Consider the following 15,285-nt stretch of genomic DNA (forward strand, 5'->3'; position numbering starts at 1 on the left):
AATCCACCATGCCCCCATCGCCATCGCCGTCGGCCCGGGCGGAGTCACCGGCAATAAGGCCCGCAGAGGGGCTTGCGAAGTCCGCCACTGGTGCGGTATTGCTGCTGGCCATGGCCCTGCCGATGCTGATTCTCTACGCTACCGGCAGCCTCGGCGCCTACGTGTCCGCGGATCTCGGCGTTGCGGCCGAATCCCTCGGTTATCTGGTGCTGGCCTCGTTCGGGCTCGCGGCACTGCTATCGCTGTTTGCGGGAAGCATTGTCGACCGGCTCGGCCTCAGGATCAGCTTCGCATTGCATTTCTGTGCCGTGGCACTGTCTTTTCTGTTGATAAGCAGGGCCGACTCGCTGCCACTGCTCGCCGCCAGCGTAGCGATCTGCGGTCTCTCCCAGGCCACCGCCAATCCAGTCACCAACCAGTTGATCGCCCTGCGGATCCCCCCGGCAAAACGGGCGGGCATGGTGGGGCTGAAGCAATCCGGCGTGCAACTGGCAGCCCTGTTCGCAGGGCTGGTGCTGCCGGTAATTGCCGCTGGCTGGGGTTGGCGGACGGCCTTTCTGTCCCTGGTGCCCGCAGCACTGCTGGGGGCACTGGCGGCGGCCGCACTCGCCCCGCCGCGCGTCGCGCGCCGCGCACGGCTGAGCCTGGCGCCGCCCAATCGGCCGCTGGTGCTGCTGATGCTCGCCCAGGGTTGTATCGGTGCGGTGCTGTCAGCCTATGTCACCGCCGTGCCGGCGTTCGGCATCAGTCTGGGGCTGGGCCCACGGGAAGCGGCGCAGCTCGTTACTCTGTTCGGGGTAACAGGCATGTTGTCCCGCATTGCCCTCACTCCCATCGCCGCCCGTTTCGATAACCAGGCGCTGTGCCTGCTCGTTCTGGTCGCCATCGCAATCGCAGCGGTGTGCGTCACCGCCTCCGCCACAGCGGACCATCTCTGGTTTCTCTACACCGGCGTCGCGGGTATCGGCCTCAGCATCGTCGCCAGCAACGCCATCGCCATGGGCATGCTGGTGAAAGGCCCGGAATTCGGTCCTGTCACCCAGGCCTCCGGGATGGTATCCGCGGCCTTTTTCTCCGGCCTCGCGTGCGGTTCGCTGCTGTTTGGACAACTGGCGGCCAGCACCGGCGGCTATCGCAGCGGCTGGATCGGGCTGCTGGCCGTCCTCATGCTCAGCGGCATGCTTTGCGGCCTGCTGGCTGATTACCTGCGCCGAAACTTGTCCGAGGAGGCGCCGCAGCAATGACGACTTCCGAACAAGCCACCGTCACCAAACCCGCAACCGCGCCCCTCTCTTGCGCCCGCGCCATCGGGCGCTACCTGTCGCGCCTGGCCGGGGACTGCGGCGACGCGGTGCCACTTTTCCGCGAACAGCAAAATCCGCAGTGGCAACTGTCTGCCGGCGGCTCCTGGATGGGAGGTTTCTGGAGCGGATGCTGGTGGCTACAGGCACACCTGAGCGGGCGCGCCGCTGACCGCGCGCGGGCGCTGTCCATCTGCAGACAACTAGCCGCCAAACTGCACCAGGACACCCAGTTTCGCAGCATGATCTTCTGGTATGCGACGGCGCCGGGTATCGCCCTGTTCAACCATCCATCGTGCAGGGAACTGGCCGCCGCCGCAGCCCGCGCCCTGGCCCAGAGCTTCAATGAGCAGCAGTCCTTCTACCCCCTGGGAAGCGCGCTCGGCGGCGGGCCAAACGGCCCCCGAACACTCAACGTCGACGCCTTTGCCGCACTTCTGCGCCTGCTCCAGTACGGCGACGAGAACGCGCGCGACAGTGCGCGCCACCATGCCCGCAGTGTCACCCAACACCTGCTGGCGGATGACGGCAACTTCTACGCCAATGCCAGTATCGACTCGTCCGGCGCACGCCCTCTGGGGCGCGCCGGTCAGTGGGCGCGGGGGAACAGCTGGGGACTGCTGGGCCTGGCCTCCGCGGCGCGGCTGTGGGATTCGCAGTACCGCGACCTGGCCGAGCGCCACTGCGACCTTTGGTGGCAGTGCCACGGGCAGGATTTTCCTCCCAGCCAGCAAGACGCCGATCCGGCGCTACCGGACCCATCCGCCACGCTGATTGCCGCCATCGCAATGTACAAACTCGATGCGGGGGACAGCCATTGGCGCAAGCGCGCAAACCGACTTTTGCAACAGTTACTCGATTCCCCTTTCTTCACCCGGAATACGTCCAGCGACGAAGCCCGCTTTCTCGGTTGCAGCTTTCGCGGAACCACCGGCGGGGAAACGCTGGGTGAAACAGTGTGGGGATATTTTTTCCTATTGCAGGCGCTATTAATTGCCGGTGGCGCCATCGATCCAGACACTATCTAACGAACGGTCACAAGGGAAATCATGAACAGGACCGAAAACCACGAAATCGGAATTTGTGTAGTCTCGGACAAATTGCTATTGCGCGAAGATCTGGACCAGGTGATGACGTTTCTGCACGCCATCCAAGATCCAGGTGAAACCGCTGGCGTCTCATCGGCAGGCGAAGTCGCGGAAGTGCACGCACGGTACGCCGTGAACGCGAATACCGGTTACAGCAACTGCAGTCAGGAGGAATTATTCTCCGCGACCAGCCGCCAGGCCCGACAGTTTTTCTCGCACACCGGCAGAAAAACCCGCTTCACGTTTTCCCTGCGGCAATACACCAGCCTGGACGATGCCGTGGGCGCGCTTGCCGCCAACCCGGCGACATTCGATATTTTCTTTGTGGATACCGAATGCGTACCCTTCCCCCATACCAATCGCGACGACGCGCCGGATCCCTTCACCGTCCTCAGTCGTCACTGCCGCATCAGCCGCCTGTCACCCCACTCGAAAAACCTGCTGATTCCCATGCGCGAACTGGATGATGCTCTGGGCTATGTGGACGGCAGCATCAAGCTGCGGGTTCACCGGAATATGCCGGAAACGGACCGCGCCGGCCTGCTCAAACTGCTGTTGGACCATCTGGATTTCTGCTATCTGAACAAGATACTGGCGCGCGCTCTGAAAGCCGCTGACGATCCCGTGGCACTCGCCGCCGGCATCTACGGTTTTATGCAGAATAACTGGCCGGCGCACTGGGATTTTCACTATTACACCGGCTCCATGGTGGCCAACTTCATCCGCTCCATGCACCGCCTCAGCGAAGACGACGCCGTTGCGCAGGCACCCCGCTGCCTGACGGGCAACAATGAACACAGCCTCGCGGCAGGCGCATTGGCGGGGTGGCAACTATATCAACGGGCCTACGTCATCACCGTGACTTCGGGCATGATCGATGAGTTTCGCGGCACCCTTTCCAATCTCCAGCGAGCCCGTGCACCGGGATTGATCATCTGCGCCGACAGCCCCGAACACTCCTGGTACGCTTTTCAAAGCACGCTTGATCCCGAGACCGATGGACGCCAGGTGATCGCGGCGCGCGGTATTCCCCATTTCTATATCCACGAACGCCAAGACATCGCCACGCAACTGGGACGCGCCCTGGCCCGGCTGCGGGACGAACCGGGGCCGGTATTCATTTTCGCTACGCCCGGTGTACTCGAGAGCAGGGAACAGGTGGCTCTGGAAATACCCGCTCCGCGTATCGCCGCTATAGCGGATGCGAACAGCGATTCGCGACGGAACGCACTGATCGATGCGGCGATGGAAATCATCAACCGCTCGCGCGCCCGCCTGCTGTGGTACTGCGGCCCACTCTCCGCCGCACAGCGAACGCGCGTTTACCAGATCGCCGAGCGCGCGGGGATCGGCCTGGCAGATGCGCTAACTCACCCGGGATCAGTCTCTGCCTACGAAGACGGCACCCCCAATCCGAACTATCTGGGTGCCTGCGGCGTCTACGCCTTCAGTCGCAGGCTCTATCACTTTCTGCATCAGAACGGAAAGCTGCACGACGTCGAATCCCAGTGTCTCTTTTTCCTGAAAAGCAAAATTGATCAGGCAGCCACGCCATTTTCCGACAGCAAACTGGCGCGCAACCTGCGGATTGTGCAGGTCAATAAAAACACTGCGCATCTTTCGCCGTTCACGGATATCGCGTTACCGCTTCCCCTCAACGAATTTCTCGATGCGGTGCTGGAGCGGTTGGACGTGGACCCACAGGTGCTGACACTCCGTCGAGCGGCGCTACGCGAGGTACAGCAAATGGAAGAAGGGGTGCCCGTGGACTACCTCGACACCCTGCCAATGTCTGCCAGCTATTTCACCATGCACATGGGAAAACTGGTTCACCGCCTGATACAAGAGGAAAACTATCGCTACACCGGGGTATATGACGTGGGGCGCGGCGGCCTTTCCGCACTGCGCAATATTCCGCGCACGGATCCCGGGTTTTCCGGCTGGTACGGGCGCGCGCTAATGGGCGATGCACTGTCAGCGCTGCCCTACATCGCCCGCACCAGCCGGCACCATGTACTTGCGTTTATCGGCGACGGTGCCCGCGCCCTGGTCCCTGACATGCACCACCGGCTGGCGGAGGCGCTGGCTAACAATCCGCAACGCGACCACATCAGCGTGAACCTCTTTTATCTGTGCAATGGTGTTCTGTCGATGATTCGAACCTATCTGGACGCGCGCAGTTCGAGCAAAGACGGCAGCCAGGTAGTGGTACCAACGCGACTGAACACCGTTGATGTGGCACATCACGCCGGCAATGTGCCGGTTTACTGCCATCGCCTCAATATCTATGACGGACGTCGGTTGCACACCATGCTCACACAGCGCGGCGCGGTGAACATCGCCGAAGTGCTGATCGCACACGATTCAGATGGAGACGGCCTCAGCCTGCTGTCGGAATCCGCCTGGCACCGAGCCGAGTGCGGATAAAACGGCCCACAACAGATACACAACCGGGAAGCATCATGAAATTCGGATTTATCGCACACCCCACTTCGGTGGGCCTCAAACGCCACGCCAAATTGATCGACCTGACCGAGCGCAGCTTTCGCGAACAGGACCGGGGTTTTTCTCCGGAGCTGTGGCAGTGGCGCAACCTTGTGCCCTTTTTCGCACTGGATGAAGTGGTGAGCAGCACCGGCGCCCGCTGCAGCGGCATCGTTGACTACATGCCACTGACCGCCGAGGAAATGCTGGCCGACCCCCGCACCGTGGCGCGGCGCGTGGAGGCTGGAATTGAAGACCTGAAAGCGCGCGGGGCAGAGATTGTCGGTCTCGGCGGTTTTACCGGCATTGTCGGCAACCGCGGCATACATACTGCGGAAAAGGTCAAGATTCCTGTGACCACCGGCAATTCACTAACCGCCTATGCCGCTTACCAAAACCTGTTGCAGGCCATGGAAAAACTCGACGTTTCCCCGGTGGATACGGAAGTTGCGGTGGTTGGTTATCCGGGTTCCATCGCTCTGGCAATTGCCCTGCTCCTTCTCGAACAGGGTTGCCGCCTGACGCTGGTACACCGGGGAGGAGATGAAAAACGCGAGCAACTTCTCGGCTATATCCCGCAGGCGTTTCACTCCGCCATCCGGCTGAGCAATCGCATGGAAGACTGCTACGAAAACCTCCGCTTCTACGTCGCCGCCACTTCCACCGGCGGTGTAATCGACCCGGCCAGGCTGCGCCCCGGGAGTGTGGTGGTGGATGCTGCCCTGCCGCGGGATGTGATGCCGGCACACACTGTCCGCAGCGACATTCTGCTGATCGACGGTGGCCTGATATCGGCGGGGCCGGAAGTCAGTTTTGGTGACGCGGCCGGCAACTTCGCCCCGAAAATGTTCATGAACGGCTGCCTGGCGGAAACCCTGATTCTGTCGCTGGAGGGCCGCCGCGACAGTTATTCCCTGGGCCGGGTTTTGCCTCTGGAAAAAGTTCTGGAAATCGGAGAGCTGGCACAGAGGCACGGATTTACCACCCATCCCATGGCCAGCGCTGGCGAGCGTATCGGCGACGAACACTACCGCGACCTGCAGCCACACCACCGCAGCAGTAGCCAAGGTGCCACGGCGTCGAGCCATGGGGAGCAGCGCGAGGCAAGTCTGGCGCGCTTCCGCCGCCACATCAATCCACTACTTGCTGACTTCTATCAGTTCAACCACTGCGAGCGCGTCTTTCAATCAGGCAGTGGCTGCACACTGACAGATCTGGACGGTACCCGCTACCTGGATTTTGTCGCCGGCTACGGCTGCCTGAACACCGGCCACAATCACCCAAAAATCACCGCGGCAATCCGGGAATACCTGGCGGCGGAACACCCGACGTTTGTGCAGTATGTTTCCGTTCCCTACCACACCGCTCTGCTGGCCGAGCGCTTGAGCCAACTGGCTCCCGGCGACCTGTCGCGGGTGTTTTTCAGCAACTCGGGCACCGAGGCCGTGGAGGCCGCCATCAAACTCGCATTGGCGGCTACCGACAGCGGACGCCTGCTTTACTGCGAGAACGGCTACCACGGCAAGACGCTCGGCGCGCTCTCGGTAACCGGACGCCAGCGGCACCGCAACGCTTTCGAGCCACTGCTGCCCCAGTGCAGCGAAATTCCGTTTGGTTGTCTCGAGTCTCTGGAGGCCGAACTGCGCAAGGGCGATGTGCGGGCACTGGTGATCGAACCCATTCAGGGGGAAGGCGGCGCTATCGTCCCGGCAGACGGTTATCTGGGTGAGGTGCGCAGGCTGTGCACACACTACGGCGCCCTGCTGATTCTCGACGAAGTGCAAACGGGCCTGGGACGCACCGGCAAACTGTTCTGCTGCGAATGGGAAAACGTTGTACCGGATATTCTGGTGCTGTCGAAATCCCTGTCCGGCGGCGCGATACCCATCGGCGCAACGCTGTGTTCGCCAACACTCTGGGACACGGCCTACGGAAGCATCGACCGCTGTATTCTGCACACCTCCACATTTGGTGGCGGCAACCTGGCAGCGGCAACGGCACTGGCAACACTGGATGTTATCGAGGAGGAAAACCTGGCGGAAAACGCGCGGCTTGTCGGAGCCCGACTGCTCGACGCGCTGCGTGAAATCGCCGCCCAGTACCCCTTCATACGCGCGGTGCGCGGGCGCGGGCTGATGCTGGCCATCGAATTCTGCCAGTCTTTCGAGGGCAGTATCGAATCCACGGTACAGGAACTCGCCCACCGCCTCCCGTGGAATCCCCACAGCAGTTATCGCATGCTACCGGACAGTGCCAAGCGTCATCTGGACAAGGCCATTGCGGAACTGGAATCCAGTATGCAGGACATGTTTGTACTGCGCTTCGTCAGCAAGCTGTCCCAAGAGCATGGCATCCTCACCTTCCTGACCGCAAACAGTAACCGCATCATGCGTATCCAGCCGCCGTTGGTGCTGACCGAAGCGGAGGCCTCCCAGTTCATTCTCGCTTTCGACAGTGTCTGTAGGGACATGTCGACGTTTCTGGATTAATTGAACGGAGCAAATCTCAATGAATCCAATCAGCCAATCGCAGCGGGAACTGGTCGAGCGGGCACGTCTGTTTGTCGATACAGAACTCCTGCCACTGGAAGCAGACCTTGAAACGGCGCGCGGGTTATCGCTTGGTGTCTCAAACACCATTGTGGAAAAAGCCCGTGCCGCAGGCTTGTTTGCCGGCAATATCAGCAAACAGTTTGGCGGCCAGGGGTTTTCCACGGTGGAAAATATATTGCTGCAGGAGCAACTGGGAGCCACCAAGGAAATTCTCGCCCGCCGCGCGGGAGGAAATGTTTACGAGTGCCTGGCGTCGGGGAGCGGGGAACAAATTGAACGCTACCTGCTTCCCAGCGCACGCGGTGAGCGTTTCTGCGGCCTCGCGGTATCGGAACCGGAAGCGGGCTCTGATGCCGCTGCCATCCGCACCCGCGCCGAGAAAACCACGAATGGTTGGCGCCTCTCCGGTATCAAACATTTCACCAGTGATGCGGAATTCTGCGATTTCTTTATCGTTGCGGCGGTCACAGAGCCCGGCCTGGGGGCCCGCGGTATTTCCCTGTTTCTCGTCGACAGGGATCTACCCGGGTTCGAGCTGGGAAAAACGTTTCAAATGATGGGATTCCGCGGGACCAGCCACCGGGAGTTACTGTTTCACGATATCAAACTACCCCATGGAGCCCTGCTCGGAGAACTGAACAACGGTTTCAGGATGCTCGGCGATACACTGGGAAAAGCGCGTCTGGCCAAGGTCGGCGCGCGCGCGGTGGGCAAGTGCCAGCGGCTGTTGCACCTGATGAAACAACATGCGACAAACCGCCGGCAGTTCGGCAAAACCATCGGCGAGTTTGGCCCGGTGCGACAGATGATCGCCGACAGCGCCATCGAAATCGCCGCGGCGCGCGCGTTGTTGATGCAGACAGCCGCAAACATAGATGCCGCTGCGGGTGCAACAGACCGGGCAATCCGCGCGGATATCTCCGCGGTGAAGGTGTTTACTACGGAAACCCTGGGACGGGTCGCCGATCGCGCACTGCAGATATTCGGCGGCAGCGGCTGCCATGAGGACAGCCTGGTGGAGAGTTTCTACCGGGATGCGCGTCTGTATCGCATCATTGACGGCACCTCCGAAATCCACCGCGATATTGTGGCGCAGAGCGTTTACAAGTCAGATCTGCCCTGCCCCGTCGCATTCCAGTAGTGTATCCGCCTTCTCGGGCTGGGAGCCCCAGAAGGCCAGCAGCACCATGACCAGTGCCAGCGCTATTCCCAACACGAACGGCGCCGGCACAGAAAACTGGTGCAGCGCTGCGCCGCTCACCGGTCCCAGCGCCAGGCCCAACCCCTTGCTCACGCCGTTGACACCGGCAATGCGCCCCTGGGCGTTCGCGCCCACCGCCAGGCTCAGGAGGGCGAGATTACCCGGGAACACCAATCCCATCGCGCCCCCCACCAATACCATACTCATCAGCAACTGACCGTAACCGGTGCTGAGTGTGGCTAACGTCAGTGCCAGTACCAACAGGCCGCAACCCCACCGCAGCACGCGCGCCGCTGGCCAGTCGACGAAGCGCAGGAACCCAAGTTGCACAATCACCATCACCGCCATGGTCAACATCATCGCGATTCCGGTTGCGCGCAGCGCTTCGGCGCTGCTATAGCCGAACTGATCCTGCAGGCGCAACCCGATCACCTGTTGCAACATGCCGTATATCAGCAGCGCGCAAAATGTCAGCAACAGCATGGGCCACAGTGTTGCGTAGGGCAGCGCGCCCCGCTCCGCTATGCGGCCCGGCACGGGTTGTCGGATTTCCGGCAGACGGCGACACAGCCCCCACCATACCAGCAGCAACAGTGCTCCCAGCCCCAGCAGCCCCTGTACGGCCACCCACTGACCGAGTATCGCTGCCGCAGCCCCTCCGAGAATGGTTCCGGCCCCGAACGCCGCCCCCATCAGGCCCATTCCACGTGTCCGCGCTGCGCGCCCGGTGGCATCCGCCACGTAGGCCTGGGAAGCCGGCATCACACCGCCAACACCAACCGCTTGCAGAAGGCGCAAACCGAACAGCAGACAAAAGGTGAGCGGCAGCGTGAGCAGCAGGCTCTGGCGCAGAAATACCACACCGGCAACCGCCAACAGGAAAATCCCGCTCGCGAGAATGCCGGCCGCCACCACCGCGCGCCGCCCTGCCCGTTCGCTGTAGCGCCCCCAGGAGGGTGCGGCGAGCATCATGACAACGGCGGAAACGGTGAGGATCACCCCGGTCTGCACGTCGGCCAGGCCCAGTTGGCGGCCGATAATCGGCATCGCAATGACAAATACACTGTGGGCGACACCATTGGCCACCAGGATGGCGAGCAACAGGCCCAGACCGACATTGCGCGCCGGGCGCTCAACGGGTTCCGTATTCACAATAGACTTCCTGCAATTTGTGGCTGCTGCGGAATTCCACCGGTGTGCAGCCATAACACTGTTTGAACGACTGGGAAAAATGGCTGGCACTGCTGAAACCGCACTGAAAGGCGATATCCGTGATGCTGCGATGACCGTCTTTCAACGCTGCGCGCGCGCGTGCGAGGCGATAATCCCGTAGCCAGCTGAACACGGTTTTGCCAAACGCGCGCTTGAAGGCGCGATTCAGGCGGGTGTGACTCATCCCCAAAACCCGGGACAGCTCCTCCAGCGATGGAGTGGCCGCGAGGTCCCTGGTGAGCAGGCGGATGGCCTGCTCCAGATGCGGATCGCCATCGATGCCCGGAGCCACACGGGCTTCGTCCACCGTATCTGTCAGCGGTCGCAGCCAGCGCGCCAGCACATCCAGGGCGCGGGCTTCCGCCCGCAGGCAGTCCAGCGAGGAGGTAAAGCCATTGTTCAGCAGATCGGATATCCAGGAGTCGTTGGACTCCTGATAGCCCAGCCGCACAATCCACGGGCGGTCGCCGCGAAGCACGGCTCGCGTCTGTTGCGGGAACACGAAGCCGATCCGGCGGGTGGCATACTTGATCACCACCATTTCATTCAGATCGTGCGCCGGCGTGTAACGGTACAAAGCCTCGCCTCCAGTGTTGACCATCCAGACGTCACCGGGCCTGACCACGTGGGAGAGATCGTCCTCGGAAAAGCCAATGGCGCTGCGCCCCCGGAAGCCAAAAACCAGCAGAGTCGTGTCCATCGGGTAACACACGCGCGAAAGGAAGGGACTGACAAAGGTGCAGAGACTGCGCGTAAGCGAGATATCCTCACAGATACGGCAGGTGATAAATTCCGTCGCCCCCTTTTCCGGCGGCAGCGACACCCGGTGCCACTTTCCCTGTTCACTCCCCCTTTCCATCAGATAGTGATCTGCAACACTGAACGGTCTGCAGTTAGCGGGCTCGAGACCTGACAAATCCATTTTATTGATCCTTAGCCTTAATGATAACAATTATCATTAGCAATGATTGTACACTACGAGACTCTATTATCAAGGTAAATCTGACCTCCGCATGACGGTGGCATTCTTCTCATCCCATTTTTGCCGACGCCTCCCCATCCCCACACTTGCGCGCGAATCACCATCCGCACACCGCCGGTTGCAAAGCCGCCCCCGCGCATTAAAATCCCGCCTTCTCTTTATTTATTGCCTCTGACTTTCCATCTGGACCCACCGTTTTCTATGAATATTCGCCAGCAGCTCAACGACATTTTCCAGACCGCCATGACCGCCGCGGGTATTCCCGCCGACTGCAACCCGGCGGTGGCACCGGCCAAGAAAGCGGGCTTCGGCGACTACCAGGCCAATGGCGCCATGGCGGCGGCCAAGAAAGTGGGCAGCAATCCCCGCGAGCTGGCGGCGAAAATCATCGACAACCTGGGCGAGCAGCCCATGATCGAGAAGGTTGAAATCGCCGGCCCCGGCTTTATCAACATCCACCTGAGCGACACCTGGCTGGCAGAAACGCTCGCCGCCGCCCGCGCCGACGAACGTCTGAACATCGCCTCCGCTGCAGAGCCCCTGACCGCGGTGCTGGACTACTCCCACCCCAACCTCGCCAAAGAAATGCATGTGGGCCACCTGCGCACCACCATCATCGGTGACGCGCTCGCCCGCCTGCTGGAATTCCAGGGTCACACGGTGATCCGCCAGAACCACATGGGCGATTGGGGCACTCAGTTCGGTATGCTGCTCGCGCACCTCGCCGACCAGATGGAAAACCAGGACGCGGAAGTGGCACTCGCCGATCTGGAAGTTTTCTACCGCGAAGCCAAGGTCCGCTTCGACGAAGAGGAAGGCTTTGCCGACCGCGCCCGCGAGTACGTGGTGAAACTACAGGGAGGCGACGTTGACTGCCTGAAGTTGTGGCAGCGCTTTATCGACATTTCCATCAGCCACGCCGAAGAGATCTACGACAAGCTGAAGGTCACCCTGAAGCGCTCGGACGTGTACGCCGAAAGCCAGTACAACGACGACCTGCCGGTACTGGTGAAAGATCTCATCGACCGCGGTATCGCCGTGGAAGACCAGGGCGCCATCGTCGCCTTCCTGCCGGAAATGGCGGACAAGGAAGGCAACCCCAGCGTGGTGATCATCCAGAAGAAAGGCGGCGGCTATCTTTATGCCACCACCGACCTGGCCGCGATTCGCTATCGCGCCAATGTGCTGAAAGCCGACCGCATCCTGTACGTGGTGGACGCGCGACAATCCCTGCACTTGCAGCAGGCGTTTACTGTGGCACGCAAGGCCGGTTACATCGCCGACGAGCAGACCCTGGAGCACTGCGCCTTCGGCACCATGATGGGCGACGACGGCAAACCCTTCAAAACCCGCACCGGCGGCACCGTGAAACTGGCGGCGCTACTGGACGAAGCGGTAGAGCGCGCCACCGCACTGGTAGCGGCAAAGAACCCGGACCTAAGTGCAGAGCAGCAGGCGGAGATCGGTCGCGTGGTGGGCATTGGCGCCGTGAAGTACGCGGATCTCAGCAAAACCCGCACCAATGATTACGTGTTCAATTGGGATTCCATGCTGGCGTTCGAGGGTAATACCGCCCCCTACCTGCAGTACGCCTATACCCGCGTGCGCAGCATCTTCCGCCGCGCCGGCGTGGAGCCGTCTGCGCTGACCGGCGAGATCAAACTCGGCACCGATGCCGAGCGCGCGCTCGCGATCAAACTGAACCAGTTTGGCGAAGTACTGGATCAGGTCGCCAAAGACACCTTCCCGCATGTGCTGTGCACCTACCTGTACGAATTGGCCAGTGCCTACATGGGCTTCTATGAGGCCTGCCCGGTATTGAAAGAAGGCGTGAGCGAGGAAGATAAGCAGAGCCGCCTGCAGCTGTGCGACCTGGTGGCGCGCACGCTGGCGACCGGTCTGGACCTGCTGGGGATCGAAGTATTGGAGCAGATGTAAGGAATTTCCGGGTAACGTCCTTCCGGCGACTCGAATGAGCCGGAGTGACAGAGGGGGTTTATCGGCTCAGGCGCTTTCCCGGGAAAGCGCCTGCTGTAGGAACTGTTGGGCCTTGGCGAGATCCGCGTCGTGGATCAGCCACAGCTCGGAGTGCCAGTCGATATCGCCAAAGCTCTGTTGTTGCTCCTGTGACGTCTCTATGCGGGTTTTCTGGGTGAGCACCGAGTAACCGGCAGACTCCATCAGATTGCGCAGGTAGCTGCCGAGCAGCTGGTCGTTGGTGGTGAAAATCTTGCTCGCCATGACAGTGCGACTGGTTGGCCCTTCAAGTCTCTTAGCGCCGGGCTTTTGGCCCGGCTTAATATGCTGCTTTTAACAGCCCGCTAAATTAAACATAGACCAGTGCAGGAAAAGGCGCCGGAAATAAGGGTGGAAAAGGGTGCAGGGTTGCCGGGCGGCCAACTTACCCGCGCGGTTTTGATGCCACCAGTTCCAGCGGCGGAATGACACCACTGGAATCAGGCACCGACAGCCCCGGCAGGCTGGGGGAGTACAACTGGTACTTGTTTTTTCCGTGACGTTTGGCGTGGTACATCGCCATGTCTGCCTTCTGCAGAATGGACTCCAGCGTGTCGTCTCTGTTTTCCACCGCCACCACACCCACGCTCATGGTGACGGCAACCAGGTTGTCGTTGATTTTTACCGGCTGCGCCACCGTATTGAGCAGTTTCTCCGCCAGAACCCGGTGGGCGTCAGGCTCGCGAATCGCACGCACGAACACACAGAATTCATCGCCGCCCAAGCGCGCGACGATGTCGCGGCAGCGCATCACGCTGAGTAGACGTCGCGCAATCACGCTCAGCAGCTCATCACCGCCCTGATGACCCAGGGTATCATTCACCTGTTTGAAATCGTCCAGGTCGATAAAAAACAGATAGCCGCGTTCATTCAGAAAGTCCGGTTGATGGCGCGCCAGCTCCAGATGAAACTCCAGCTGCTCCATCAGACTGAAACGGTTATTGAGCCCGGTGAGACTGTCGTGCATGGCGATCTGCTCCAGCTGCGCCGTCTTGCGGGTGACCATCTCGTTCATGTCTTCCAACTGGTCGCACACCGTGAGCCCGGTATCGTCCAACACATCCAGCTCATCGTACCTGCCCGGTGATTTGCGCACCGGCCGGATCAGCTGGCGCGCGTCGTTGAAGCGGCCATTTGTAAGCAGTGGCAGCGCCTCAGCCAACCGTCGCAAGCGCTCGATCGGGCGCCACAAAGTACCCGCTACCGCGGCGCAGAAAATCAACACGCCGAGCACGGAAAACAGCAGCAGTAACTTAAGCGATTCGTCGATGTGCACCATCTGCGAGGAGACGTCCTCGATAAACACAAACTGCGCACCATTGGGGTCCACATCCACACTCATGGTGCGGATATCAAACTGACGCTGCTCCAGCGCATACACCCGTTGCAAACCGTTCAGGCTACTCACTTCGGCTGCCGCCCGGTTCAGCACTGGCAGTATCCGCTCGCGCGACGTGAGCGAGAGCACCTCGCGTTGCAAGCCGGCCAGGTACCGGCCACCCGCGTGCGGTGACGGCGGCTGGTGCACCGCCGACAATATGCCGATGTCGGTACCGGTCATTTCCCGGAAACGCCGCAATTGCTCCGTCAGCGGCCGTTCCAGCTGTAGCAGGTAGTCACCATCGCGGGCACGCATGGGCACCACCAGTGCCTGCACACAGGTCGGCGCACACCGCACCTGCTCCAGGGGTTGCGCCCCCCGCAGTACCCGCTGCACCTGCTCCGCGTTCAGGCGGTAGTGGGATGCCCCCCAACCCAACGGCGGCCTGTCGCCGGCGTCGTAAATGGTCACGGCGTGGAGATCCCAGCTCTGCTGCAGGATCGGCCACTGGCGCTCAAGGCTTTGGCGCAGCTCCTCGCGCGAGGAAATCCGTCCGCGCTCGCTGAGCGCAATCAGCTCCGCCAGGCGCGCAAGCTCCTGGCGGGATTCCTGCAAGAGTCCGGATATCTGGAACTGGAAATTGAGATAGCGATGCTCGCGGCTTTTCGCCAGCAGGGACTGAAGGTTGCCATTGCCGAGCAGAATAAAGAACAGGCACATGGCCACCACCAGCAGAAGCGAAAACACGCTCGCCTTAAATCGCAAAGTGTTGAGGCTGGTCAATCGCACCACGGTGGAACCCCCGAATCCTTGGGATTGATGCTGCAAGCCCGGCGACTATTGGCCACCGAGTGCGAGCAAGACGGCACACGTCCGCCACTTTTTTTATCCAGTCAGTATGGTTCAGTTCCTCCCACTTTGCCGGCAGACGCCACAACTGGCAGAACAAAATAACGCCACATACTCAAAGACAGGATATATGTCACAAAAGTGCCCCGGATCCAGCACATATTTAACCCGATTGAGCACGAATTGCCCGGAATCACCGCGATTGCTAAGATGCGCGCCGTCCGGCCCCCGGATAATCGGGGACACGGTTCTGTCCGTCCTTTATTGAAACGGGCCGTT

At 61.0% G+C, this 15,285-nt stretch carries 10 protein-coding genes; 6 read left to right on the forward strand and 4 right to left on the reverse strand.

The window, feature by feature from the left end:
* Positions 1–8 precede the first annotated feature (8 nt).
* From GNX18_RS08750 to GNX18_RS08770, 5 genes are read left to right on the forward strand one after another with little or no spacing between them, the layout of a single operon-like run.
* Complete coding sequence (locus tag GNX18_RS08750; RefSeq protein ID WP_166217093.1) at positions 9–1,244, forward strand: CynX/NimT family MFS transporter; 1,236 nt, start codon at positions 9–11, stop codon at positions 1,242–1,244.
* A complete protein-coding gene (locus tag GNX18_RS08755) occupies positions 1,241–2,329 on the forward strand; it encodes a hypothetical protein (protein WP_166217095.1) in 1,089 nt (362 codons plus the stop codon). The genes GNX18_RS08750 and GNX18_RS08755 overlap by 4 nt, the downstream gene beginning before the upstream one ends.
* A gap of 21 nt (positions 2,330–2,350) precedes the next feature.
* On the forward strand, positions 2,351–4,816 hold the full coding sequence (locus GNX18_RS08760) for a decarboxylase (RefSeq protein ID WP_166217097.1): 2,466 nt from the start codon (positions 2,351–2,353) through the stop codon (positions 4,814–4,816).
* Positions 4,817–4,851: 35 nt separating this feature from the next.
* Complete coding sequence (locus GNX18_RS08765) at positions 4,852–7,362, forward strand: aminotransferase class III-fold pyridoxal phosphate-dependent enzyme (RefSeq protein WP_166217099.1); 2,511 nt, start codon at positions 4,852–4,854, stop codon at positions 7,360–7,362.
* Positions 7,363–7,381: 19 nt separating this feature from the next.
* Positions 7,382–8,566, forward strand: a complete 1,185-nt coding sequence (locus GNX18_RS08770) for an acyl-CoA dehydrogenase family protein (protein ID WP_166217101.1) — start codon at positions 7,382–7,384, stop codon at positions 8,564–8,566.
* Here GNX18_RS08770 and GNX18_RS08775 read toward each other — a convergent pair.
* Together GNX18_RS08775 and GNX18_RS08780 are read right to left on the reverse strand one after the other, a co-directional pair.
* Positions 8,534–9,778 carry an MFS transporter gene (locus tag GNX18_RS08775; RefSeq protein WP_166217103.1) on the reverse strand — a complete coding sequence of 415 codons (1,245 nt, stop codon included), beginning with the start codon at positions 9,776–9,778 and terminating at the stop codon, positions 8,534–8,536. The genes GNX18_RS08770 and GNX18_RS08775 overlap by 33 nt on opposite strands.
* Positions 9,759–10,760: an AraC family transcriptional regulator gene (locus GNX18_RS08780; protein WP_138233953.1), complete on the reverse strand. Its 1,002-nt coding sequence runs from the start codon at positions 10,758–10,760 to the stop codon at positions 9,759–9,761. The genes GNX18_RS08775 and GNX18_RS08780 overlap by 20 nt, the downstream gene beginning before the upstream one ends.
* A gap of 261 nt (positions 10,761–11,021) precedes the next feature.
* Here GNX18_RS08780 and argS point away from each other — a divergent pair, with 261 nt between their 5' ends.
* Complete coding sequence (argS, locus tag GNX18_RS08785; protein ID WP_166217105.1) at positions 11,022–12,758, forward strand: arginine--tRNA ligase; 1,737 nt, start codon at positions 11,022–11,024, stop codon at positions 12,756–12,758.
* Positions 12,759–12,824: 66 nt separating this feature from the next.
* Here the strand turns inward: argS and GNX18_RS08790 are convergent, their stop codons facing one another.
* Together GNX18_RS08790 and GNX18_RS08795 are read right to left on the reverse strand one after the other, a co-directional pair.
* On the reverse strand, positions 12,825–13,061 hold the full coding sequence (locus GNX18_RS08790) for a DUF2007 domain-containing protein (RefSeq protein ID WP_166217107.1): 237 nt from the start codon (positions 13,059–13,061) through the stop codon (positions 12,825–12,827).
* Positions 13,062–13,221: 160 nt separating this feature from the next.
* Positions 13,222–14,904, reverse strand: a complete 1,683-nt coding sequence (locus GNX18_RS08795) for a diguanylate cyclase domain-containing protein (RefSeq protein ID WP_205828100.1) — start codon at positions 14,902–14,904, stop codon at positions 13,222–13,224.
* Positions 14,905–15,285 lie beyond the last annotated feature (381 nt).

The sequence above is a fragment of the Microbulbifer sp. SH-1 genome, assembly GCF_011326135.1.
In the GTDB taxonomy this organism is placed as follows: Bacteria; Pseudomonadota; Gammaproteobacteria; order Pseudomonadales; family Cellvibrionaceae; genus Microbulbifer; species Microbulbifer harenosus.